At 56.1% G+C, this 24,340-nt stretch carries 17 protein-coding genes and 2 pseudogenes; 3 read left to right on the top strand and 16 right to left on the bottom strand.

Annotation, left to right across the window (positions count from 1 at the left end; genetic code table 11):
* Positions 1-25: 25 nt before the first annotated feature.
* The 12 genes and pseudogenes from VSR72_RS12695 to VSR72_RS12640 form a co-directional block, all read right to left on the bottom strand.
* Positions 26-1,003 (bottom strand): annotated as a pseudogene (locus VSR72_RS12695) (IS3 family transposase).
* Positions 1,004-1,098: 95 nt separating this feature from the next.
* Positions 1,099-1,674, bottom strand: a pseudogene (locus VSR72_RS12690) (IS630 family transposase); the annotation flags it as partial.
* A 248-nt stretch (positions 1,675-1,922) separates the two neighbouring features.
* Positions 1,923-3,344 carry an FAD-dependent oxidoreductase gene (locus tag VSR72_RS12685; protein WP_342952704.1) on the bottom strand — a complete coding sequence of 474 codons (1,422 nt, stop codon included), beginning with the start codon at positions 3,342-3,344 and terminating at the stop codon, positions 1,923-1,925.
* Positions 3,344-3,700: a (2Fe-2S)-binding protein gene (locus VSR72_RS12680; protein WP_342952703.1), complete on the bottom strand. Its 357-nt coding sequence runs from the start codon at positions 3,698-3,700 to the stop codon at positions 3,344-3,346. The genes VSR72_RS12685 and VSR72_RS12680 overlap by 1 nt, the downstream gene beginning before the upstream one ends.
* A complete protein-coding gene (locus tag VSR72_RS12675; protein ID WP_342952702.1) occupies positions 3,681-4,823 on the bottom strand; it encodes an FAD-dependent oxidoreductase in 1,143 nt (380 codons plus the stop codon). Before VSR72_RS12675 ends, VSR72_RS12680 begins: the two co-directional genes overlap by 20 nt.
* Before the next feature lie 722 nt (positions 4,824-5,545).
* On the bottom strand, positions 5,546-6,460 hold the full coding sequence (locus tag VSR72_RS12670) for a LysR substrate-binding domain-containing protein (RefSeq protein ID WP_342952701.1): 915 nt from the start codon (positions 6,458-6,460) through the stop codon (positions 5,546-5,548).
* Positions 6,461-7,057: 597 nt separating this feature from the next.
* Positions 7,058-8,437: an MmgE/PrpD family protein gene (locus tag VSR72_RS12665; RefSeq protein ID WP_342952700.1), complete on the bottom strand. Its 1,380-nt coding sequence runs from the start codon at positions 8,435-8,437 to the stop codon at positions 7,058-7,060.
* Between the two features lie 290 nt (positions 8,438-8,727).
* Complete coding sequence (locus VSR72_RS12660) at positions 8,728-9,453, bottom strand: ABC transporter permease (RefSeq protein ID WP_342952699.1); 726 nt, start codon at positions 9,451-9,453, stop codon at positions 8,728-8,730.
* Positions 9,453-10,163, bottom strand: a complete 711-nt coding sequence (locus VSR72_RS12655; protein WP_342952698.1) for an ABC transporter permease — start codon at positions 10,161-10,163, stop codon at positions 9,453-9,455. Before VSR72_RS12655 ends, VSR72_RS12660 begins: the two co-directional genes overlap by 1 nt.
* Before the next feature lie 55 nt (positions 10,164-10,218).
* The gene (locus VSR72_RS12650) at positions 10,219-11,070 is read right to left on the bottom strand and encodes a transporter substrate-binding domain-containing protein (protein ID WP_342952697.1); all 852 of its coding nucleotides are present in this window, start codon (positions 11,068-11,070) and stop codon (positions 10,219-10,221) included.
* Positions 11,071-11,143: 73 nt separating this feature from the next.
* Complete coding sequence (locus tag VSR72_RS12645) at positions 11,144-11,926, bottom strand: ATP-binding cassette domain-containing protein (RefSeq protein WP_342952734.1); 783 nt, start codon at positions 11,924-11,926, stop codon at positions 11,144-11,146.
* Between the two features lie 881 nt (positions 11,927-12,807).
* On the bottom strand, positions 12,808-14,154 hold the full coding sequence (locus VSR72_RS12640; RefSeq protein WP_342952696.1) for an MmgE/PrpD family protein: 1,347 nt from the start codon (positions 14,152-14,154) through the stop codon (positions 12,808-12,810).
* Positions 14,155-15,186: 1,032 nt separating this feature from the next.
* Here VSR72_RS12640 and VSR72_RS12635 point away from each other — a divergent pair.
* The 3 genes from VSR72_RS12635 (at position 15,187) to VSR72_RS12625 (ending at position 18,396) form a co-directional block, all read left to right on the top strand.
* Positions 15,187-16,293: an NAD/NADP octopine/nopaline dehydrogenase family protein gene (locus VSR72_RS12635; protein WP_342952695.1), complete on the top strand. Its 1,107-nt coding sequence runs from the start codon at positions 15,187-15,189 to the stop codon at positions 16,291-16,293.
* 68 nt (positions 16,294-16,361) lie between these two features.
* Positions 16,362-17,141, top strand: coding sequence for a transporter substrate-binding domain-containing protein (locus tag VSR72_RS12630; RefSeq protein ID WP_342952694.1), 780 nt, complete (start codon positions 16,362-16,364; stop codon positions 17,139-17,141).
* Positions 17,142-17,244: 103 nt separating this feature from the next.
* On the top strand, positions 17,245-18,396 hold the full coding sequence (locus VSR72_RS12625) for a porin (protein ID WP_342952693.1): 1,152 nt from the start codon (positions 17,245-17,247) through the stop codon (positions 18,394-18,396).
* A gap of 657 nt (positions 18,397-19,053) precedes the next feature.
* Here the strand turns inward: VSR72_RS12625 and VSR72_RS12620 are convergent.
* The 4 genes from VSR72_RS12620 to VSR72_RS12605 all read right to left on the bottom strand — a co-directional run bounded on the left by VSR72_RS12620 (position 19,054) and on the right by VSR72_RS12605 (position 24,303).
* Positions 19,054-19,587 carry a cytochrome c gene (locus tag VSR72_RS12620; RefSeq protein WP_342952733.1) on the bottom strand — a complete coding sequence of 178 codons (534 nt, stop codon included), beginning with the start codon at positions 19,585-19,587 and terminating at the stop codon, positions 19,054-19,056.
* A gap of 55 nt (positions 19,588-19,642) precedes the next feature.
* Positions 19,643-20,953: a sulfite dehydrogenase gene (soxC, locus tag VSR72_RS12615; protein ID WP_342952692.1), complete on the bottom strand. Its 1,311-nt coding sequence runs from the start codon at positions 20,951-20,953 to the stop codon at positions 19,643-19,645.
* 231 nt (positions 20,954-21,184) lie between these two features.
* The gene (locus VSR72_RS12610; RefSeq protein ID WP_342952691.1) at positions 21,185-22,747 is read right to left on the bottom strand and encodes an MFS transporter; all 1,563 of its coding nucleotides are present in this window, start codon (positions 22,745-22,747) and stop codon (positions 21,185-21,187) included.
* A 242-nt stretch (positions 22,748-22,989) separates the two neighbouring features.
* On the bottom strand, positions 22,990-24,303 hold the full coding sequence (locus VSR72_RS12605; RefSeq protein WP_342952690.1) for an MFS transporter: 1,314 nt from the start codon (positions 24,301-24,303) through the stop codon (positions 22,990-22,992).
* Between the last annotated feature and the right edge of the window lie 37 nt (positions 24,304-24,340).

The raw sequence follows: 24,340 nt of genomic DNA, 5'->3' as shown, positions 1-24,340 counted from the left end.
TTTTTAAGTGGAATCGCTGAGGCAATCAAGTTGCCGATTTTATCGCTGGCAGCGTGGCGAAGTATGCTTCATCCGGTGTCTGATCGGCCAGCCTGGAATGAGGCCGATTCTGGTTATACCAGCTCAGGTAGTTACCGATTGAGCGGCGGGCGTGGCTGACCGAGTCGTAGGCTTTCAGATAGACCTCTTCGTATTTGACGCTGCGCCACACCCGTTCAACGAACACGTTGTCACGCCAGGCGCCTTTTCCATCCATGGACAGAAGAACGCTCCGGCGGAGCACCGCGTCGGTGAATTCGGTTGCGGTGAACTGGCTGCCTTGATCCGTGTTGACGATCTCAGGCAGGCCGTATTTCGCAAACGCTTCCTCCAGCGCCTCGACAGCATGGCAGCTCTCCAGCGTGATCGCCACCCGGTGTGCTAACACCCGGCGGCTCGCCAAGTCCACGACAGCCGTCAGATATACGAAGCCGCGCGCCATCGGGATATAGCTCGTATCGAGCGCTCAGACCTGATTGGCCCGGTCCCAGCATTCGCGCCCCCGCGAATGGATGCTCGAGATGAAGCTCGTCAATCCGGCGCATCAATTTCAGATCCGCTTCGCTGACCCCGCGCGATTGGTAATAGGCGCTCGACCGGCTAATGCCTACCAGCCGCGCCTGCTGTGCCACCGGCAGACCGTGATCACGATCGATCATCGCCTTACGCCCAGCAATCCCGCCTTGCTGAGCGTGCTTTCTAAAAAATCGTTCTCCAGCGTCAACTGCCCGATCTTCGCGTGCAGTACCTTCACGTCGACTGTCGGAGCCGCTGGCGCCGAGTTGCCCGCGTCGAACACATCGGCAACCCGCTCCTGCAGTTGCTTCTTCCAGCCCGTAATCTGGTTCGGATGGACATCAAACTGCTGGGCCAGCTCTGCCAGCGTCTTGTCGCCCTTGAGCGCTGCCAGGGCCACCTTTGCCTTGAACGCTGGCGAGTGGGTCCGTCGGTTTCGTTTCGTCATCTTCTGGTTCCTTGTTGCCGGCCATTATGGCCGACTCACGCCCCAGCTTTTCCACTCAACGAACTGTCCGAATTCCCGAAGCCACCTCTCTCGGCGACCCGATGCGTCTTATGGCTGCTGACGTTGTCGCAGATGACATGGATTTCGCGGCGTTTGGGCTGGCTGGCGACGACGTCGGTCAGGAACGCCACGAACTGTTCGCTGGTGTGGCGTGCTGCCGTTTTGCCCAACACCTCGCCTGTGGCGGTGTTGAATGCCGCGGACAGACTGAGCGTGCCGTTGCGCTTGTACTCGAAGCCGTGGCTCTCGGCACGCCCCGGCGACAGCGGCAGCATATGGTCCTTGCGGTCGAGCGCCTGGATCGCAGTCTTCTCGTCCACGCAGAACACCGCTGCGTGCGCCGGTGGGTTCAGGTACAGCCCGATCACGTCGGCCGCTTTGGTCTCGAAGTCCGGATCGTTGGAGACCATGTGCCGCCCCAGCTACTGCGGCTTGATGCCGTGCTTGCGCCAGATGCGCTGCACGCTCGAGACCGACACGTCGCCAAGTTCTGCCGCGAGTTTATAGCTGCTCCAGTGTGTCGAACCGTCGGCGGGTTTGTGCTTGAGGGTGCGGTTGAGCACCCGCGCTTCCAGTCTCGCGGGCGGCTGCCTGGGCGCATGCCCGGGGTGCCATATCTGTCAGATTCATTTTCCCATGACCTGTGTCTGAACACAGGTGGGGTGCCAATTCAATGACGCAATCGACTAGTCGGATCGGGCACCTACCAATCCTCCGCCACACTCCTCAATGACATTCCTACCATCGTCATAAGATTCCTCAGAAAATCCGTTACCCAGGTTTCGCGACATGCTCCTTTGGGACGTGAAACCTCCGCCCCGTGCCCTATCATCGTCTCGCCGCGAGTATGGCAGCCGCCTTATGACGGCTCGTCAAGTGCACTAAGCTCCGCGAGCGTTACCGGCTTTAGCGGCGGGCGCACACGTTGAAAACCCACCGCAGCGACGGAGCGACATTGGGTAGATGCAAGCAGATTCGCAACGGTGTACCCGCATTGACGCCCCTGACAGGGGCCCATGCCCGCACGAGTAAACGCTTTTAGCTGGTTCGGACCCGGCTGGCCGAGCCGTGCGGTCAGCCGCACGTCCCGAGCGGTTACCTCTTCACAGCGACAAACGATAGTCTCGTCAGCGGGCGTGAAAATTTCATCGCGCGGCCGGTAAACGGAATCGAGGAGCGGCCGCATCGCCAGTTCGTGTCGGAGCCGCCGGCGCAGCGGCGCCCCGACCTCGTTTGCTCGTTCGATAGAGAGTGTGCCCAGAGACAGCGCGACACCGATGGCAGAGAGTTCGCCGCGTGTGCAGGCAGCTTTCGCGCCGCCGACTCCAGCACCGTCGCCCGCGACATACAGGCCGGTTATACTACTTTTGCCCCACGTATCGACCTCGGGCTCGAAGCAAAGTTGTGCGTCGTTCCATCGATGACTGCATCCCATAGCCTGAGTGAAATGGATGGACGGCATAACGCCCTCGTGTACCAGAAGGACGCTCGCGGCCACCTCGCCCTCAAGGCCACTCTCGGTGCGAAAGGCGATTTGTTCAAGACGGCCGATGCCGAACGCGCGAAGGCTATTGACGTTTCGAACGATAGGAAAGCCCTTGCCGCGCAATCGTGCTGACCACAATAGCCCTTTAAGAAGGTCATGCCATCCGCTCATTGCACCACGTAGCGCTGGAATGCCCCTCCGGATACCGCCGCTCGGAGTCGTATCGAGCCAACCTCCAATCCTGCCGCCGGCATCGAGCAGCTGGTTCATGTAGAGCAGTGGCAAGGGACCGCTGCCCGCTATCCAAACGGGTTGATCAGGTATCTGACGAGCGTTTTTGTGCAGAATCTGCGCCGCGCCGACCGTCATCACACCCGGCAGCGTCCAACCTGGAAAGGGCATAGGCCTTTCCTGTGCGCCTGTCGCTAGCAAGACATGGCGAGCACGAATATATTCCACGGCACCCGCGCGGCTCAAGAATACTATCCAGTCATTGGAAGCGACCGGCTTTCCCCGGTCGGCCACCCGCTCGATTTGCCACACGCGTGTGTCAGGTAGGTACTGCGCACCGCATTCGCGGAATCTCCGCACGACCGCCGCACCGTCGTTGTACGCCGCGCCTAACTCTCGGTGGGCGCCCCTTCGGATGTTGTCCTCGATGGAACGCCAAATTTGACCACCTGGAGCAGGTTGCTCATCGATGACAATCGTGGTCATACCAAGACATGCAGAACGTATCGCTGCACTCATGCCGGCAGGGCCAGCACCGACAATCAGAATGTCGTAAGTCTGCATTACACATGCCCCTCGCCACAGCGCAGTTTGGTACCACCGTCGCTAGACTTCGCTGCCGCATGACTGAGATCGCGGCGCCCGTGTTGACGTTTGATGCACATTCCGTCACGAACAGTGACCAGACAGGTCTGCGTGGACGCTATACCATCGACAATGGCAAGACATTCAAAGCACACGCCCATCATACAAAAAGGTCCGCGTGGACTGCCGCTTCGCGGCGTAGTGCGAGATACGGGATTCTTCTCGCGCACGAGGACCGCTGCCACAGGCTCGCCGCGCTCCGCGTTCACACGCCTGCCGTCGATCCAAATGGTGACCACCGCGTCTTCGGCGGGACTAGATAACTTGCGAAACATCGAAGCGCCTATGATGGAAAAATTCGAAGTTTTCTGGCAGTGCATCGCGGGAGAGTGCATCGGCAACAGGTCCCGCGTGAACCGCCGCTAGGGTGATTCCTGAGTGACACAGCGCGATCCATGCCCCGGGATACATCGAAGATTGCGCGTACACCGGATGCTCGTCGGGGGTGATAATGCGCAGACACGCCCAATGTCTAACAAGACTAGCCAACGCGAGGTCCGGCAAGATCCGCAGCGCACGCCTCGTCATCCGTGCTGCGGTAAAGGTAGTGGTCCCAAGGTCCATGCCAACTTCCTCATGACTCACTCCTATCATTACTGTACCGTCGCGCGTCTGACGAATCCCACTCGCAGGTAGACGTAGAATAGAGTCGAGTCGCTCCGTCACAAGCAGCTGTCCGCGCTGTGGGCGCAACGGGACATCCAGCCCTACCATTGCTCCCAGGCTTGTCGAACCAAGTCCAGCTGCGATGATTAATTGCTCCGTTTCGAAACAGCGCGAACCATCCGGGGTTCGAACGCGAACACGAAAGCTCCCGTCAGGAATTGGCTCAATTTGTGACACGGTATGGTTGCCAACCAAACTGCCGCCACGTAACCCGATGGCTTGCTGTAGCGCCCGCAGAAGGCTGAGCGGATTGCAATGGCCATCGGCAGCGCCAATACCTGCACCCACCACTTCCGCCCCGAGCCGGGTTCCAGGTAGCAGCCTTTCTAATGCAGAGCGATCAATCATGTGCGAACACGGGTCGGCGTCGGGGCTTTGCGCGTTCCAGTTCGCGAGGAACTTGGCTTCCTCTTCATAATCCGCGTCACTCAGGCAAAAGTGCAAGCAGCCGTCGTTTTCGTATTCAACATCGATGCCGGTTTCTTCACGCAGATCAGCTGCGAATCCTGCCCAGAGAGCAACGCTCTCACGTGACAGCTGTTGGTATCGAGGCGCGCCGTACCCCTTTCCGTATGAACCGACAAGACCGAAGTTCGCTTTCGACGCGCGCGGGTCGCTATCCCCCCCGTCGAGTACAAGCGCGCGCTTCCCGCGCGCCAGCATTCCATACGCCAATGCGCAGCCGACAACACCGCCGCCAACGATGACGACGTCATGGTTCTCGCGTATCACGCCCGCCTCTTTTGCTGAGTAATTTGCGTTAACTCTATGATCGTCACGGCAAGCCGTCAAAGTCGAATTCGACGCATAGGGTATTCTCAGCGGTTATAGTCGCCTCGTTCCACGCCGCAGACCGCCCCCGCAATGGCTTCGTGAGAAAATGGACAAACATCACGCGTTTATTTGTTTTGTTTGACGAAACAGTTGAAATTCGGAGAGGCAGATCGAGCGTCGAGTAGCATGCCAGCGTGGCGTCGGTCATTACGGGGGCTTTTGGATTGGGACTAATCGCGCTAACCGCCAATATAGATAAAAAGGCGATCTTGCCACCGTGCGGGAACGCACGGTCTGCTCCGACAATGTCGATGCTAAGCACAACAGATGAAAGCACATGCCACTGTTGCGACGACGAGGCAACCAGGCCCCACAACATGAGTCCGCGAACATGCAGTCCAGAGCCGCGACGCCTACGTAGCACTTACCCTGAGTTGTGCAATCTACCAGAATGTACGGTGAGGAAAATCTATCACTGGAAGGCATCGCCGGGTTCCTAACACGAGCGTCTGACGCCCAAAGCGACAGTGAAGAGAAGTAGGACGCCGAAAGGCGGGTTCCAAAGAACTGCTAATTTTCAGCTCGTGCTGCGAGTTATTCGATGACGGGGTGTTGCGCTGTGCCGTAGCCCGACATCATGCGTAACTTGGCGAAGCCCCTTTCTTCGTCATTGCGGGCGACTAGGCACCAAACACTTCCACTCGCGCCTCCTCGGCGACCGCTTTGGCACATCGCTCGTACTCATGTACCAGCTCAATATTTTTTGCTGATCTCGCATGACAGAAGTGAAAATATTCGGGAATGTCGGGTTTGAATCGCCTGATATCCAAACGATCTTGCATGTCTATAACAGACAACGGATGCACCAACGAAACCCCTAGTCCCGCCGAGACGAATTCACACAAGGTTGGAGTGGTTTCGCTTTCTAACACGACGTTCAGGTCAACTCCATACGCGCGGATAGCGTCACTGAAAGCATTGGTCGTCCGGTTATCGGCAGCATATCCGACAAAAGGGACTCCCTCTAGATGTTCCGGCGTCAGGAATTTTCGTCTGCTCAAAGGGTGTCCTTTCGGCATGATGCACACCAACGGACTCTCCATGATAGGCGTCACCACTGAATTTGGGCTGCTCATCAGGCTTGTGGTGAATCCAACGTTCATCTGACGCGTGGCGACGCGATCCGACACAATGTTGGACGGTCGCGTATGGATCGTTGGACGAACGTCTGGACACTTGCAGAGAAACATCATCGTCGCTCGCCTGATGAATGAGCCGGATAGCTCCGGAAGCACTCCAATGGCAAAGTGGCTCAATTCCTTTCGCTGGATGATCGCGATAGCCTCTTCGATTTGCCTCAGACCTGCAAACACGCGATCGACTTCACCGTACAAGCGCATGCCTTGCGCCGTCGCAGTAAGTCGGCCTTTGACCCTCTCGAACAATACAAGACCCGTATCCTCCTCGAGATGGACTAGCAGTTTGCTGACAGCAGGCTGAGTCACGTGAAGAACCTCGGCTGCTCGACTCACCGTACCTTGTTCGATGAGAGCCTTAAAAGCCTCTATCTGCCGCAATTGAAGTTGTCTTTTCATATGCCAACGCCTTCACGATCTCGCGTGCACTCGCCAGCGAATAGACCAACTCTTACTCGCCGTCGCAGTCGTGCACCAACACGATCCGGCGTTGGGCAGCAATGCCCAACGCCAGACCTCACCTTATAACCCGACATTATAGGCTCCGGCCGAACAATGTCGGACGCGACAGATCGTGGTCAGGAGAGCGTGCATGAACCGTCTCACAGAGAACGCGCCCAGCGACGGGTCAATAATACCGGGTACGCCTCTCCGTGGCGGATCGATCGCGCCATAGGGGTGAGATAGCGGCGTTCCCGCGATTCCCTTTGTAGCCGAAGAGAATCGTTGACGTCGGGGCGATGCAATCAAAGCCGCGGAGTTTGGCATCTCCGGAGTGCCGGATGGCATCAGTGGCGCGGACCGCGGTTACAGCGCTCTCCGCCGCGCCACAGTGCAAGGTTCATTGATTGTCGCGAGGATGAGGCCGTCGCGACGCACGATTTATGCGGAAATTAGCCACGACAACATCCGAGCGCCCATTCGAAGCCGAGATCCACCAATTTCTGCGTATCCTTCGATGCTCGAGGAGTCGCTGAACGCCGCCGCATTAAACAGCTACCGGCCTGGGAACAAATGAACCTGCGTTAGGCATTTCGTCAACCCCCGCATGTCACCTTGTCTAGCTTCCGAAAAGGCCCTGATCACGATGTTCTGCTGCTCGGAAGTTGCAACGAAACGAGTCGCCTGTCGAAACTTTTCCTCAAGTTCGTCCCACGGAAGCCCGTAGTCCTTGGGAAAGGTTACCGGGGAAACAAACCGCTGCGCGCCGCATGTGACTGTGACCCGTGCAGGCAGCATGCCGGTCTCCGTATAGATCCTGTCCAGTTCCGGACTCAGGGACAACTCCACTTTGTGTGAAAGCGCGGTGACAGCGGGATCGTTCAGCACGTCGCCTGTCAACGGCAACAGTGCTTGGTGGCCGTAGTGCGCGACCAACGCAAGACAATAGGGATGGCTATACTGAACATCCATTACATCTTGAGGTTCTTTCCAGTTCGAGATGCGCAAGGCCGGACCGTAAGTTTCGACCTGAATGCTGTCCATAGTCTGGCCCGTTAATCCGTACTCTTCGACCAGGCCAATTAGTGCGTCAAGTGCACCATGCAGGTGTCTGCAGCAGCAATATGGCTTGAAGCCCGTAGTCCGAATATACTGGTAGGAGCCGAGATCAAGATCGCTTGGGAAATTATAGTAGCGTGTCGCGTCCAGAATATTGCGGGCACCGTGAAACCCGTTCTGCGCTGTTACGAGAGACTCCAGGCCGGTGACAACAGCCCACGTTATTCCCTCCTTGACATGATTCGGTGCCGGATGCGGGTTTCGAGGGGCGGGAGCACTCGCCAACGATTGATTAGGTGCACTTTCTCCAGCAATTGCGAGTGCGTGTTCAATTACCTCCCGGGACGATCCCCGAAGGGCCGCAGCCGTTGCGACGACTGCGTATGGCGCCCAGGTGCCAGTGCTCCCGTAGGCTCGCGCCGCGCTAATCGCTGTACCGACTTCATACCCGATGACGATCGCGTTTAACAGGTCCCTCAAGCTAGCGTTTGTCTCTTGAGCAACAGCGATCGCGGCAGGAATGACCGCGGCGCCAGGATGGCCCCGAGATGCTGGCGTGTCGTCGTCCAGATCCAGCGCCGAGCCCGCAGCACTATTCGCCCAAGCAGCGCCGATGACGGAACTCGTCTCCCCAGTGAACCAGACAGGAATATTGCCAACAGGTCGCGTTTCGTGGGCCGTCTTTCGAATCGCAATGGACCCCGTATGCCCAATTCCAGCTCCAACAGCACCAAGCAGATCCAAAACGCATTTGAGTGCGAATTCGAGCGACTCGTCCGGAGCAGGATTGTCTCTTGCCTTGGCGATGTAAGCCGAAAACTTTTGGACGATTCCGCCTTGGGGGTAACGGTCGTCACTGGTTACTTTGCTCGTCATCTTTCCTCGATAATCTCAATTGAAGTTCAGCAGTTGATATCTGGTGCCAGGTCGACGGTCCTTCTCGACCACCCAGGGTAGTTCGATTTGATATCGAGCGTGGGGGCGCGCGCACGCGCCAATACCCAGCTTCCTTTCAAAATCCGATACTGAGAGCATCTCTGAAGCTAAGCTATCCAATGCTACGGATCGCACCACGAGTTGGTCGGGCATATCCGATCTATCATCCTTCCGCGATTCTCAATCGAATTGACAACTCATTCATTCAGAAAGGAATCACGCCATGATTATTAGTGGACTGCGGACGTTGCAGAAGTTCCGAATGTGCGACCATCGCGCTTCCGCGGACTAATACGCCTCTCTATTATTAATACCGCCCTGCTAATCAGAAAATTAATACCGAGGTATATGCATCCAGCTATGAGGAATATCTCTACCGGACGGTAGCTGTTAGAGATGAGTTGCTTTGCGACCCCGGTCAACTCGACAACCGTTATTGTTGACGCGAGCGACGTGGACTTAACCATAATCATAAGTTCGCTGCCGTACGCCGGCAGCGCTTGCCTCATCGCAACAGGAAAGACAATTCTGCGAAATACCAGGAGGCTTGACATCCCAACAGCGCGAGCTGCTTCAATTTGGCCCCAAGGTACCGATTGGACGCCGCCACGGACAATTTCGCTAGTATATGCTGCGGTGTTTAGGGAAAGTGCCAAGATCGCACAGAACCACGCGTCGCGAAATAGCGTCCACAGACCCACACTTTCCAGGGCAATCCGAAATTGTCCCGATCCGTAATAAATCAGAAACATCTGGACCAGAAGCGGCGTGGACCGCACCACATAGACGTACCCGTAACCGAGCGAAGCCAGAAACCTATTCCCCGAGAGGCGAGCCAAAGCAATCGGGACCGAAATAAGGAATCCGACAAAGAGTGACACAGAAGCCAGTGCGATCGTCGCGGGAACCGCAGCAAGAAGCTTGGGAAATGAATCGAATATCAGTTGAAAATCCATCACCGCCTCCTTACGCCGCGGTTAGCCCACCTCTCTGCTCTCAGAAATCCCCGGTTAGAGATTGAAGAGAGGACAAGAAAAATCACGAATGCAGCCAGATAAAACGTGAACGGCTCCTTGAAAGATCCGGCTCCGATGGCAGCCGTGCGCATGATTTCCACCAGCCCGACGACCGAAATAAGTGACGTGTCTTTGAGTGCCAGTTGCCAAACATTTCCAAGACCTGGCAACGCGAACCTGGCCGCCTGTGGGATAAGAATCCGACGGAATAGGACTGGCCGCCGCATTCCCATGGCCACTGCGGCTTCGATCTGCCCCGTCGGAATGGCCATGACCGCCGCCCGAAAGACCTCTGTCGCATAGGCTCCGGCACTGACGCCGATGCACAGAATACCGACTGTGAATACGGGTAGTTCGATATAGCCCGTAAACCCAAAAACGGCATTTGCCACGTAACGGAGCAGTGTACTGCCGCCAAAAAAAACCAGAAAGATAATTAGCAGTTCTGGAATTCCGCGCACGACCGTCGTGTAGACGTCAGCCATAAGACGCAGTGACCCGAAGCGAGAGAGTTTAGCCGCCGCGAAGGCCGATCCGAGCAAAATGCCTACGATAAATGAACATATTGCAACGGTGATCGTCATGATCGTCCCACGCGCGAATTCGACAATCCACGCTGAACTTCCCCCTAAAAGCACTGAAATATCCACGTCCACTCCTCTTCATATTGGGTTCGGCGATGCATAAAGCTCCGTATTCGCTTGTCTAATTCTTCGGCGAGTTATCGAAGCCGAACCACTTGATCGCGAGCTTGCGCAGGCTGCCATCTGAAATTGCTTCACCGATCGCCTTGTCGAACATCGCACGTAATTGATCATCATTTCTGCGAAGTCCAGCGGCCACACGGCTTCCGAACGGCCCATTCGTCAGGCTGGGACCAAATATCCGCAAGTCCTTGCCGTCCGGCTTGTCCATCAGCGGCTTGAGAAAATTGAACGAAACCATTCCCGCGTCAATTCTCCCCGCTGTCAAGTCCAGCATCATGTTGTCGGTGGTGTCGTACGTCGAGATCTTCACAGTCGGCATGAATTTCTTCATGAATGTCTCGAAGTTGCTGCCCACCTGAACGCCGACAGTTTTTCCTTTCAGAGCCGATGTGATTTTATTGACCGCCGACTGCTCTTCAGTATCAAACTTGTCAAGATCCAGACTCGCTGGCGACACTTTGAGAGCGGATAGTTCGCTCGTCGATGTCGTGACGAAAATCATGGGAGTTGTTACGTACGGCCGCGTAAATGAAATAACCTTTTGTCGGGCTGGCGTAATACCGATCGCAGCCATAATTACATCAAATCGACCAGACAGGAGTGATGGGATCAGGCTGTCGTATGCCTGATCGACAATGTCACACTGCAAATGCATCCGCCGGCACAGATCGTTAATGACATCGATTTCGAATCCAACCATCTTTCCGCTAGCGTCTTTAAACGCGTACGGTGCATACGAAGCCTCCGTGCCAATCGTGATTCTCGAATACTCCTTTGACATAACTGGTTGGCAGATGACCAGAGTTGCTGTTAGCATTCCGATAAACGCGCCGATTTTTCTCGACTTCATCTCTACGTCTCCTGAATTAGTTCTCGCCTTCTTCATCAAACAATTTCGACTTTCAATGCCACGCAGGTGCGAATTAAAGCACACGGGACAGGAATTCCCGGCATCTGGGGGACGCTGGATTTTTAAAAATTTCCTCTGGCGTCCCTTCCTCCTCAATATGCCCTTTTTCAAGAAAGATCATCTTGTTGGAGACGTCGCGCGCAAAGCCCATCTCGTGAGTAACGACAATCATGGTGCGCCCCTCATCTGCCAACTTCCTGATTACCTTCAGCACCTCTCCAACCAGCTCGGGATCGAGAGCCGAAGTTGGCTCGTCGAAAAGCAGCGCAGCGGGTTGCATCGTGAGTGCGCGGGCGATGCTCACTCGTTGCTGCTGACCTCCGGAAAGCTCAGAGGGGTAATGTGCGTGCTTATCCGCAACGCCGACCTTAGCGAGGAAATCCAACGCTCGATCACGTGCCTCGTTCTTTGGGAGCTTCAGCACGTGCACAGGCCCTTCCATAACGTTTTGCAGCACAGTCATATGCGACCACAGATTAAATCCCTGGAAGACCATGCCGAGTTGCGTGCGCATTTTTTCAATCTTCCTGTGGTCCAAACCAAAGACTCTTCCTTTTTTATCTGTCTCCACGCTGATCTCATGCTCTGCGACGGCGATGCGGCCGCCGGTCGGCACCTCAAGGAGATTCATGCATCGCAAAAACGTACTCTTTCCCGACCCGGAACTGCCGATCAGGGAAATCACGTCGCCCCTCTCAGCCTGCAGCGAAACTCCTTTTAGGACCTCGTGAACACCGTAGTTCTTGTATATGCCTTCGGCTACAAGAGCCGGCGCTTCGTGGCGCCTTGCCCGGATCGGATTTGCCTCAGCCGTTGCACCTACAGAAACTGTGCTGCTAGCGCACACGTAGGCCGACTGAGCTACATTAGCCTGCTCCACCTTGTCTCCTCATAACTGAAAATCTCAGGCCCGGACTCGCTCCGAGCCGAGAAAATATGATATTAGTAATCATTAAGCGCCGCGTTAGTTGGTCTGATCGTGACGGCAGCGCATCGAACTGCGGCCCACTCAACCTGCCGCACGTGGCACGTTGACCACTGGCAAATGTGAGAATACGGACGTTTATAAGGGGGTGTCAAAGTCGAGTTGGGACGGGTCGCTATTCCGAGAGGTTATACGCTCGGACCCGCGCGAACGTACGCAGGGTTAACCGCGCCGATTCGAAAGCCTCGAAGCATTCATAATCCTCGGGCTCCAGTTCTGGACGCGCAGGCGGAATCCCGAGTTTAAGAGGGTTCGCCCCCAGATGACACCGAGTGTCCCGACGGATGGCGGGAAATCCGCCGGGGGGGCGGCGGTATGCGCGAATCCCGAGAAGTGTTCCGGTTCTCTTCCGTGGCGAACCATTACGGCACCACCTGGCCATCGCGCTAGTTGTTCCCAAGCTTGAGCGCGGCGCCCCTACCCTTCGCACCGCCCACCGATCAACGTAAGATCCGTCCGTCAACGAAACGGTCAGTCATAGCGCATTAGGGCTCCGATAGCGGCCCGAACCGATTTCGTCAACCGACGCGCTTCCTGATCGGGTATCGGTTCGACAAGCCTCCACAGAGTGCCGTCGAGGTGCGCGGAATTTCGTTTCAGCGCGGCAGGCCGCTCTCGCGATACCCGTTGGCTAGGCGCTATAAGGAAGCCTTCGAAAACCGAAAGTGTCAGAATATTTCGCCATATACTATTTAAGCCCGATGTACTGGTTTGAATGAATCGGCCAGACAGCGCTTCAGAGGTTTCAAGTCAGATTCCGAGCGTAGCTGTTCGAATGCGGCGAGCAGTTGGCGTTGTTGGTCACTGGTGGCGTAGAGCCGTGTAGCCGCCACGTACTTTGCTGCAAGTTCTTCCCATGACAGCGGGTCACCGGCCTCACCGCGTGGTTCCGTCACGTGCGATATGTACCGATGACCTTCACACACGATGGTGACGCGCGCGAGTGTCTTCTCCGGAAAGCTGTCTTCAAATTCAGCGTTGATCGCCAGCGATACCTTGCGCGCGAGCGCGCTCGCTCCATCAAAAGTTAGGGCTCCCTCGGTGAGAGGCAAGAGCGATTCACGGCCCGCGAGGGCCGCTAGGGCGACGCAATAAGGGATGCTGTACTGAACGTCAACAAGGCTGGCTGGACTACTTTTATTCGAAATGCGCAGCGCCCCTGCGTACGTCTCGACTTCGATCGCCTCGATAGCTGTTGGATCGAGCTTGTATTGTTCAATCAGTCGTAGCGTCGCTTCCAGGGGCGCGTGAATGTGCCGACAGCAGCAATAAAGTTTGTAATATGCGTTTGAGATGTACTCAGACTCCCCAATGGGCGGCGCGTCGGCAAAGCTGAAGAGCAGCGAGCTATCTAGCACATTTCGGGGCCCCGTGAATCCGCCTTCCGCGAGATCGAGGGCGACCAACCCGGTCACTACAGACCATGGTATTACCTCTTTGATATCGCTGCTCTCGGGCGCTGGCACCGACAGTGGTGGCGCGCTCATGAACAATGAATTGGGTGCGCTTTCGCCAGCGATAGCCAGCGCATGCTCAACCACACCCAACGGCGTCCTCCTTAAAGCGGCGGCTGCTGCGACGACCGCGTAGGATGCCCACGTGCCTGTCGTACCGTAGGTTGCGCGGGCGGCCGCGATGGTCACGCCAACCTCATAACCGATGGCAATCGAAGCAATCAACTCTTCCAGTTCAGCGCCGGTTTCAGCTGCGACTGCAAACGCCGCCGGAATAACTGCTGCGCCGGGATGTCCGCGCGCGCGTCGGTGCCCATCGTCGAGATCTAGCGCGGACGCAGCCGCACTATTCGCCCATGCGGCCCCGAGGCATGAACTTCCCGTTCCGGCAAACCAGATCGGGATCTCTCCAGTTGCTAGGCACCTAGCCGCTGTCGCACGAACGGCATCAACGGCTGGTTCGTTCCACCCTGCTCCTACCGCGCACAAGAGGTCCAAAATGCGCTTTAGTGTAACGTCCCTGGAAAGACCGGACGCCCGCTTCTCGCGAGCATCCACAATGTAACGCGCAATGTGATGAATCATGCTGTGCTGCGGAAAAGAACTCACAGAGGGCGGAAGAGTACTCATGAGTCGGAGAAGTAACTATTTGAGATCATCTGCGTAGCATTCGTCGCCACGTGCGTAAAGACAGTTCGAAGCGACAGGCAACACGCTTTCAACGCGTCTCTGATCTATCGAAGTGCTGCGGGAATACACAGCAGTAGACACGCAAGGCGAAGCAAGCGATTCACTAGCGTAAACTTGCACTATTGATCGAGTCCGTCGTGCCAGGCCGCTTCCTGCTCGCGCGACGCCAACATAATCGACTGTAGATGATAGGTGTGCCGCCGGAAAGATCAAATTCCGATTTTCGCGCCAAGATATTCCGACAGGTTATGTCTTCTGCCGTCTGCGCTTCGCCGGGCGGGCTCCGCTGCCGACGGACTCACTGCTGGAAGTGATATCGCAACGTCTCAAATGTTATGCCCGCGAGCCTCGCGTCATTCGCGACATAGAAGGCGAAACCGCATTCGTTGCGTTTCCTGAAAAAGAGTGGACTAACACCGCAAGCCAACCGTTTTCCCGCCCTCTCGTACGGCACCAAGACCTCCGATCCGCGTACTCAAAAAGCTACCAGGACCCGCATCCGTCAAAGGCGCAGGATGGAATGTTGTCCTCGACCGGTTCTTTAAGCATCACCCTGTGCATAACCTCCTGGAATACGTCTACGCTCAAATCGGACTTTGACATGAGATTTTGGCTTCCCTATCGTGCGACTCATCGGATCAATCTCTCCGGTGCTACGCGCTGAGTGCTCAAGTCTCTCGCGGGATTGATACGGGCCTATATGAACTACCGTTCAGCGTCGGCTCCGAAAATATCATGCATTGAAGTGACTCAGGAAATTATCGATATGCAAATAGATTAATTCGCGCTCCGAAACGCTAAGTGGCAAGTATAGGCCGAGGCGCGCCATCCGTGGCTATCCGAAGATGGGCGATCGTGGCCCAAGCATCTCATTTATAACCGGGTTGGTCGTGGCGACCGCTGGGCTACTCGAAGATGGAAGGTAACATGCATGTGATGATCGCAGGTGCCGGTGCAATCGCGTTGGGTTACGCGGCGTATTTAACGCAACGTGGACATCGAGCGAAAGTTTGGTCTCCATCTGGGGCTCGCACCGCGGACTTCGCTACGGGAGTCCCCCTGCACGTGGAAGGAGCAATCGAGGGCGAATTCCAACTGGAGGTTTGTGAGAATGCCGCGGATGTTGGCAATGGGGACATCATCATTTTGGCATTGCCAGCCTACGGCCACCGATTCGTCCTCGACCGCATCATCCCTTATATTCGCGCGAATCATAGCGTAATCATCAGCGCCCACCTCTCATTTGCGGCTCTCTACCTTTCCCGACGCCTGGCAGAACGAGGGATCTCCATCCCCATAGCCGCGTGGAGCACTACGGTATTAACGTGCAAGACGCAGTCGTCGACAGCTATCACCGTTGGTGCGATCCGCGCCGCAGTGGACATGGCCGCATTACCCAAGCGCCACAGCCTCCGAATTCATGAAATCTGTGCCTCCCTCTTCGGTGATCGATTCACCATGAAGGACGACATGCTCACACTGTCCCTCAGCAATATTAACCCGCAAGACCACATGGGGATCGCTTTGGCCAACTTGACCCGTATCGAGAAAGGAGAAAATTGGGGCCAAAATTCGAACCTAACGCCAGCGGTCGGGAGGCTTCTTGAGGCCCTGGACGACGAGAGACTTACCATCGCGGCAGCTTTCGGAAAAACCGTGAGAACAACTTTCGATCATTGCAGGCGGTCGTTTGGCGTAGATGGCAATTCGCTTTCGGCGATATCAGACCACCTCGTGCAACAAGGAAGAGATCCGCGCGGACCTGACGCCCTTGCCACCCGCTACGTTCTCGAAGACGTTCCTTTCGGATTGGTGCCGACCCTTCGCCTCGCAGAGATGGCGGGGGTGAACGCGCCCTTGCATGCAAGTGGCGTTGCAATCCTCAGCGCTTGTTACGGCCGAGACTTCGTGGCGGACAATGACATTCTTCCCGAGATCGGACCGCTGCAGATCGAAACCCTGCAGAGACTCGCGGCCGACGGTTACGCCGTATCAACCGGAACGCGCACAGCAATTCGCCCAATGCACGTCTGAGGCAAGCCGGACCGCTACTTTAGATCACGGTGCCCCTTGGACAACTCCTGACCTGGAACTCGCCCAGAATGAAGATTAAAACGCTGCTGATCGCCCTGTTTGCAACTTCCATTCCCTTATCGACATTCGCCGACGATGGCAAGGAACTCAAATTCGGAGTCGACAGCGCTTACCCTCCGTTTGAATCAAAAACACCCAGTGGTCAGCTCGTTGGGTTTGACATTGACCTCGGTCACGCAATTTGCGCGAAGCTCAAGAGGAAATGCGTCTGGGTCGAAAACTCGTTCGACGGCATGATTCCTGCGTTGCAGGCACGGAACTTCGATGCGATTAATTCATCGATGTCCCGGACCGGAGATCGCGCAAAGGCCGTCGATTTCAGCGACAAGTTGTATGCCAATTTAGAGGCGCTAGTTGTGAAGGGTGGCTCGACCCTGGTGGCAGTGCCCGAAGCGCTCAAAGGAGCACGCATCGGAGTCCTGCAGGGAAGCACTCAAGAAGTCTATGCACGGAAGCACTGGACGAATGGTACTGACGTTGTCGGCTACCCTTCGCAAGACCAGGTATGGAATGACCTCGCAGCCGGACGACTCGATGCAGCTTTAGCCTCGGACCCAACTGCGGAATCCGGGTTTCTGAAAACTGCGCAGGGGCGAGATTTTGGTTTTGCGCGAGGCCCAGCGATCCGAGATATCGCGATCTTTGGTCCTGGCGTCAGTATTGCTGTAAGAAAAGGCGATAAAGCGCTGCTCGAAGCGATCAACAGCGCGATCGCAAGTATCCGTGAGGACGGCACTTACGACCGGATCGCGAAAAAGTACTTCTCTTTCGATATCTACGGCGGGTAATCGTCGTCGGATTTCCTTAGCGATACAAGGGGTTGACCGCCCCGGTAGAGATGGGCTTCGCGTAGACAATGATCAACATCACAACGTAGGTTTGGAGACCTAAATGAAATGTAAACTACTTGCAGCTCTGATGACGACGACCGTCGCGGTTCCCGCAATGGCCCAAAGCACCGTGACGCTCTATGGTTTGATCGATGAGGGAATTAATTATACGAATAACGTCGGCGGCAAAGACATTTTCGAACTCCAGAGCGGAACCGTCCAAGGGAGTCGTTGGGGCTTGAAGGGGGCGGAAGATCTTGGCGGCGGTATCAGGGCAGTTTTTCAGCTGGAGAACGGTTTTAACGTCAACAATGGCAAGCTTGGCCAAGGGGGTCTGATGTTTGGGCGACAGGCCTGGGTCGGCATCGCCTCCGACCAATATGGGTCGGTTACTCTCGGTCGCCAATACGACTCCGTCGTTAGCTACCTTGCGGAAACGACGGCGAATGGCACATGGGGCGGCGGGATGTTCTCCCATCCGTACGATAACGACAACACGGACAACACCTTCCGTGTCAACAATACTGTCAAGTACACAAGTCCTGTGATTGGTGGCGTTAAGTTTGGCGGCACATACAGCTTTAGCAATGACACGAATTTCGCCAACAATCGTGCGTACAGCATGGGCGTCCAATACTCCATCGGTGGACTGCTGTTGTCAGCAGCCTATCTGCAAGCGAACAACCAGTCGTCCACGGCAGGCGGAGCAATTGGAAACAACCCGGTTGCCGACGAAAATTTCCTGGGTAGCAAGCTGCGCATCTTCGGTGCGGGAGCGACGTACACCTTCGGCTCGGCAAACATCGGCCTCTCGTATTCAAATACCTTCGTCGCCAATCCAGTGTCATCAGGTTACGTCGGCAAGATTACGCCGGCTTCGGGCACGTTATCGAATCTCCGGTATCAGAATTTTGAGATCAACGGCAAGTACCAGTTCACGCCAGCTTTCTTCGTCGGCGCAATGTACACCTACACCCTGAGCGGTTTCAATACTACTGCCGGGAAGTTGAAACCGAACTATCAAACCGCCGGGCTAATGGCTGACTACTCGCTGTCAAAGCGCACGGATGTATATGTGCAAAGCGCGTATCAGCACGTCGGCGGAGACCGTACCGGCAGCGTCCTCGACTTCGCCTTTGTGCCAGTGGCTGATGACGTATCATCGAATCGCAATCAGGTGGTTGCGCGCGTTGGCCTACGTCACAAGTTCTAAGCGGCGCAGCATTCGCCGGAATACCGATGAGACGCGGAATCCGATTGACCGTGATGCCGCTGTTTCCAATACGGTCGCAATCGGGACATACAACAGGCAATTCCGCTCCGAGTCGAGCGCCCGCGTTTCGGGTGCTCTTTTTTTCGCGCTGGCAACGCATCGAGCGATGTCACAGCCTGCTTAGCGAGGCGCTCGCCAAAGCGAACGCGTTCAATGCCGGAGCGACGTATGCCTACTCGATACGTGCGATCGAAGCTCATAAACAATTCGGCGAGTCGAGACCATCGCAATTTCCGCGCAATCGAGGAACTTAACAAAACTGCCTCCGACAGTCATTCGTGGTAATCCGCTGTGGAAGATCTTCAATTCCCGCGATGAATCGCGTTATTCAACTTCATCTCGTTCGTGTTGATATCCTGAACTTCCCGCTGAACGCATCGAGTCCGCGGGTTCAGCGAACATCTTCGTCGTGTCCTGTGGGTCGCGACATGTCCTTCGACCGCGCGCTTCGCGCAGCCGCGCTGCAGCGGATTTTAGCGAGGCTGCCATGTCAGTTGACTGCCCAATACCACAGGTTGGGCCACTCGCTCCTCCAAACCTCTTCGGCGGCGTGAGGTCGATAGTGGTTTGATTCCTGAGCCACAAACGCCACTCGCTCTATTCAGCGGTAGATTTAGGACGGGCAAGCTTTACGCTCTGGGTGCTGCGAAAGAAGCCATTGCGGTTCGGCATTTTCACCCCCGGAAGCGACTTTTCATCCAAGACGGTATTATCCGCAATGATTCCGTTGCGGGACAGGATGAACGCAACAAGCGAATACACCTCATTGCTGGTCAGCGACCCAGGGGCTGTCAGCGGCATCGCACGGCGAATGTAATCGAAAACCCCGGTCGAATAAGGCCAATAGCTGCCCACCGTCTTGACCGGTTTATCGTCTGCCAACGTTCCAATGCCACCAACGAGACGCGGAAATGCGCCTCGTCCGGGAATCGGAATCCCCTCAGCGTTGGCACCGTGGCACGCGGCACACTTTGCAGCGAAAATTTTGGCTCCATCGGCCACTGTTCCATGCCCTGCCGGTAGCCCCGATCCGTTTGGAACGACGTCGATATCCCACCCGGCAATCTCCTCGGCAGTCGGACTCCTGCCAACGGCCAGCGCTGGCTTCGACGCGGCCTGTGCGAATACCATCAATGAGGTGCTTGCACATATGGTGCCAGCGAACAGCGCCACGCCGATAGGTCGACTAAACGCGAACATTTGTGACCCCTCCTTGGCGATCGACCTTCCAGCTCTGGATGCCGTTCAGGTGATAATTTGAGTTCAGGCCGCGCGCGCGAACGAGGCTCTCCATCGTCGGCTGAACATATCCGCTCTCGTCAATACATCGACTCTGGAGAACCGCCGGCGAGCCGTCCCAATACCAGTCGAGCCGGAATCGTGTGAGACACTTTGCCAACACCGGCTCCTGAATCCGCGCCCGGCGCCAAGTTCGGCCGCCATCGGTCGACACATCAACTGCACGGACTTTCCCCTCACCCGACCACGCGAGACCGGAAATCTCGTAGTACCCCGGGCCGCCAATTCGCATATCTCCGGAAGGAAACGTTACTACCGATTTTGCCTGCATCACAAAATTGAACTGCTTCGCTTTTCCGTTCTTCATTAACTCCGTGTAGTAGGCAGTTTCCTCGTAGGTCTCAAACGGAGCGGTGCCGAATTTCAAACGCCGTAGCCACTTGATATTCATGTTGCCTTCGTAACCCGGCACCAAGAGTCTCAACGGATACCCCTGTGACGGCCGAAGCATCTCCCCATTCTGCGCGTACGCGAGAATCGCATCGTCGAATAGCTTACGCACCGGAATGCTACGGTCCATCGCCGCAGCGTCTGCCCCTTCCGCGAGTGCCCAGGTCGCCTTTGGATCAACTCCGACATCATCCAACACTGTCGAAAGGAGGACACCGGTCCACTCGGAGCAACTCAGCAACCCGTGTGTATGCTGCACCGACTTTCCCTTCGGCCCCCGCCACTCGGTGGACGTATTCCCCGAGCACTCGACAAAATGCATTCGCGAGACCGACGGATACCGCATCAGGTCGTCCATGGTCAGCAGCAATGGCCGCTTGACCATGCCTTCAATCAGAAGCCGATGTTGCGACGGGTTGATATCAGGAACACCGCCATGATTGCGTTCAAAATGCAGCCCACTGGGAGTAACGATGCCGTGCAAATACTGTAAAGGAGTGAAATTCCACGATGCGAACTCGATCGCCGTTCTCGTTGTCTGGATTCGCACCACATCCTTTTCAAACGATGAAGGCGCTCCATATCCGGTCAACCCGCGGCCAGGCGTCATCATCCATGGGGGGCGATTCGGAGGTAGATCGGCGGAGTTTGGAGGCTCCTGCTTCCACGCGGCGCGGTGGCGCCCATCAACTGGTTCCGCTTCGGCAGAATGCCCACGGCTACTCAACACAGCTCCAGCCCCCAGTGCAGCCGATGCCATGTTCTTCAGCGCGACTCGCCTGTTAATCTTGCCCGAAGAATCTCCCATTCGTCCTTCCTCCGTATGGTGAATCTCGCCAACTAAGCAGCATGTCAGTTCGTGCAGCGTCGGCGGGCAACACCTGGCACCGGCAGTCGGTTCGTCCGCGAACGAACCGACACCAATTCGGCGATATCGCTTTCTCACTTCTCAGGGCCTCATGACGTCCCCGCTACAGAGCATCTGATAATGCTTCTGTCCGCCAGCCTTGAACGGTTCACCGCCCCCGAGCCTCCGTTGCTAGTCCAAGACCGGTACAGAATGAGCCGAGCTGCGCAGAGGAGTGTTTGGCATTTTCAATGTCACCAGGAAGAGCACGGTTGCAAAGATAGCGCCAGTAATATAAACAAGGTGAAAGCCATGCCCAATTCCACTCGAGGCCGATGCGATTCCCGCGCCCGAATCCGCGATCACGTGACCCGCTGCACTTTGTGCGGCTTGCGACGCAACTCTCGCCCCACGGGTCGCAGCTTGTGCCAAATCACCCACACCAGACACGATGAGCGCTCCTGCCAAAGTCGATCCACTTGCCCCGCCGACCGAGCGCAGAACTAGCAATGCACCCGTGCCTGAGCCGATGTCTGACGTCCGTAAAGCGTTTTGAGCGCTCGTCATCGAGCCAATCAGACAAACGCCCACCCCGAAGCCTGTGACGACCATTCCGCCAACGACACACCACACCGGTGCGGTCAAAGGAAGGAAAGCAAGAGCGAGCAAACCGAAGATGCTTAGCGTCGATGCTATTCGCATAGCACCACGCATCGTACCGAAGCGGTGTCCCCACTTACTTCCCGTGATGTTCCCAAGTGCACTCGCGAGCATATAAGGAGCGACGTAGATACCGGACTGTCCAGCACTAGCGCCACGAGCGAACTGGAAGTACAGGGGAATGGAAAAAAGGCAAAGGAATACGAGCACGGATGCCAGCGTTGAAACCGAGATGCTGCCAACGAAACTCGAGCTTTTGAAAATCTGCGGTGGCAGAAGAGGATCGTGAGCGCGGAGTTCCTGCAGCACAAGCAAGATCATCAGAACAATGCTGGCACCGACGAGACCCAGTATTTGAATGGACCCCCACGCGTACACGCTTCCGCCCCAACCGAGAGCCAGTAACGAGAGAGATAGAGCCCCTGAAAGCAATACCATGCCCACAAGATCGAGCTTGGGACGCCCTTCCCTATCTGGTGCCGTGAGTCGGCGCATTCCGCTTTGGCACACGAACACCGCGAGAAGCCCTAGGGGTAGATTAATCCAGAAAATCCAACGCCATGAAATATGCTGCGCTACCAGTCCACCCAGCACCGGACCGCTCAATGAAGCCGTAGCCCAGACGGCGGAGATGTAGCCCTGATAGCGCCCGCGCTCACGGGGTGTGACCACATCCGCGATAGCAGCTTGTGTAAGGGCCGTTAGTCCACCACCTCCCAAACCTTGAAGTGCTCGAAACCAGATAAGTTGCGTAAGCGACTGTGCCGTGCCACAAAGCACGGAGGTGATGACGAACGCGACGATGCATGTCAGTAAGAGCAGCCGTCGACCATATATATCGGAAAGCTTTGCATACACGGGCGTACTGACAGTGGACGTAATCAGATACGCAGCGACAATCCACGATAGTTGGCCGAAGGCGTCCAAGTCGTGTGCGATCGCCGGGATTGCAGGAATGACAGCAGTCTGGTCAAGCGCGGCCAGTAGGATGCATATCACCACGCCCAACATCACGCGCACAATCTCTTTGTGAGAGAACGTCACTGGCGCAGAGCCGAGATCTCGTGCACTGGGTAGATTTAACGATTCCGCCATGATCTGATTTCGTTAGTTTGCAAAGTTCTACATCCAATAGTACGGGCCGAAGTTGAGTCTCTGTTGGCAAGGCACATCATCTTCGTTGACGCGTCTTGCAACTTGCGAAGCCTGCTTTCCTAAAAAACTCACTGCGCACGGTGAGCTTAAACGTTCGAACGGCGGACGATCACAAATTCGGGCGGCGTTTTCGGCCGCCCTTTCTTTCAACTACTGCACCTCCAATCGCCGACAACCCAAAACTAGTGCGGGACAACGAGATCAGGTGTGCCTTCGATGGTCGCTTCTGAAACTGTAATCGGTGCTCGGACCACGAACACATAAACAAGCGTTGCACTGCTTGCAACAACCGCGGCGCTGAGAAAAGCACCGACGAACGAGTGCGTCTGATCCACCACGATGCCCGTAATGAGAGGTGCGAAGGCACCGCCCAGAAAAGCACCGCAGGCCATTATGCTTCCAAGCGAGCCGACGAGGTGACGCGGCGCGGCAACGGCTACGAGCATCCATGCAGCACCCGCCGCGGTATACAGGAAGGCGAAGACGATTGACAGAAGAATCGTGATTGATGTCACGCTGTTGGCGAACGCCACACCTACGGTAAATACTGATGCCGAGATTAAGCCGACACAGATCGGCAATTTTCTACTATTTATCGTGCTGACACCACGCCTCGCGAGCCAGTCGACAATAAAGCCGCTCGAAAACGTCGCTATCGTCGCGAAAACATAAGGGACCGATAGAATCCAGCCGGCCTGAGCTATCGTCAGATTGAACCGCTGCTCGACGTAAGCTGGCAACCATCCAAGATACAGCCATGACATATAGACGACACCGATGAACCCCAAAGTCATCCCGATTGTCGTGCGCGACAACGCCAAGCTACGCCAAGCTGCGAACGAGATTGACTTGGGCCTACTCTGATGAGCTTCCCCCTGCTCCAGGTAACTCACTTCTTCGGGTGTAAGCTCGACTTCGTCTCGGTTTCGGTAAAGCACGTACCAAAGTATAGCGACGACCGCCCCTAGCCCCCCCATGGTCATAAACATTCCGCGCCAGCCAAATCCAACCATCAATCCCGATAAAAGAGGTGGGGCTATTGCCGGTCCTATCGTCGAGCAAGTCTGGAAGATTCCCTGGGGACGGCCTCGCTCCTTGAGGGGGAACCAATCACTGACGATTTTTGGAGCCGAAGGAAACAGCGGAGTTTCTGTCACTCCCAACACAATACGGGCGCCCAACATGAACTCCATCGAGCCGGCCAAGCCCCCCGAGAACTGAGCTAAGGACCATAGCAGCATCCCGAAGCCGACCATTACACGGCATCCAAGTCGGTCAATAAGTGCTCCGACGGGGATCTGCGAAAACGAATAGGCGAAAAGGAATGCAGACAGAAGCATGCCCATCTGTGTCGCAGAAAGGCCCAGTTCAGTCCGGACCGCATGATTCGCGATCGCGAGAGTGCTTCGATCTAAAAAGTTGATTGCTCCTGCTATCGTAAGGATGACGACTGCAATTCGTTGTGTGCGCTTCACGCGCGCCGACTTTTGCACCATTGTTTGTCTCCTTCCAGGCATCCGCCTAAACTCATGG

It is taken from the genome of Paraburkholderia sp. JHI869, assembly GCF_038900775.1.
Classification (GTDB): domain Bacteria; phylum Pseudomonadota; class Gammaproteobacteria; order Burkholderiales; family Burkholderiaceae; genus Paraburkholderia.
Note: the sequence above shows the minus strand (reverse complement) of the source record. Positions and strands in the feature narration are given on the sequence as shown.

Bases quoted from the DNA above. Each gene is read 5' to 3' on its own strand.
- soxC (WP_342952692.1), bottom strand. From the start codon at position 20,953: ATGGGAGATTCTTCGGGCAAGATTAACAGGCGAGTCGCGCTGAAGAAC.
- VSR72_RS12635 (WP_342952695.1), top strand. From the start codon at position 15,187: ATGCATGTGATGATCGCAGGTGCCGGTGCAATCGCGTTGGGTTACGCG.
- VSR72_RS12660 (WP_342952699.1), bottom strand. From the start codon at position 9,453: ATGGATTTTCAACTGATATTCGATTCATTTCCCAAGCTTCTTGCTGCG.
- VSR72_RS12610 (WP_342952691.1), bottom strand. From the start codon at position 22,747: ATGGCGGAATCGTTAAATCTACCCAGTGCACGAGATCTCGGCTCTGCG.
- VSR72_RS12665 (WP_342952700.1), bottom strand. From the start codon at position 8,437: ATGACGAGCAAAGTAACCAGTGACGACCGTTACCCCCAAGGCGGAATC.
- VSR72_RS12685 (WP_342952704.1), bottom strand. From the start codon at position 3,344: ATGCAGACTTACGACATTCTGATTGTCGGTGCTGGCCCTGCCGGCATG.
- VSR72_RS12680 (WP_342952703.1), bottom strand. From the start codon at position 3,700: ATGTTTCGCAAGTTATCTAGTCCCGCCGAAGACGCGGTGGTCACCATT.
- VSR72_RS12640 (WP_342952696.1), bottom strand. From the start codon at position 14,154: ATGATTCATCACATTGCGCGTTACATTGTGGATGCTCGCGAGAAGCGG.
- VSR72_RS12670 (WP_342952701.1), bottom strand. From the start codon at position 6,460: ATGAAAAGACAACTTCAATTGCGGCAGATAGAGGCTTTTAAGGCTCTC.
- VSR72_RS12650 (WP_342952697.1), bottom strand. From the start codon at position 11,070: ATGAAGTCGAGAAAAATCGGCGCGTTTATCGGAATGCTAACAGCAACT.
- VSR72_RS12605 (WP_342952690.1), bottom strand. From the start codon at position 24,303: ATGGTGCAAAAGTCGGCGCGCGTGAAGCGCACACAACGAATTGCAGTC.
- VSR72_RS12630 (WP_342952694.1), top strand. From the start codon at position 16,362: ATGAAGATTAAAACGCTGCTGATCGCCCTGTTTGCAACTTCCATTCCC.
- VSR72_RS12620 (WP_342952733.1), bottom strand. From the start codon at position 19,587: ATGGTATTCGCACAGGCCGCGTCGAAGCCAGCGCTGGCCGTTGGCAGG.
- VSR72_RS12625 (WP_342952693.1), top strand. From the start codon at position 17,245: ATGAAATGTAAACTACTTGCAGCTCTGATGACGACGACCGTCGCGGTT.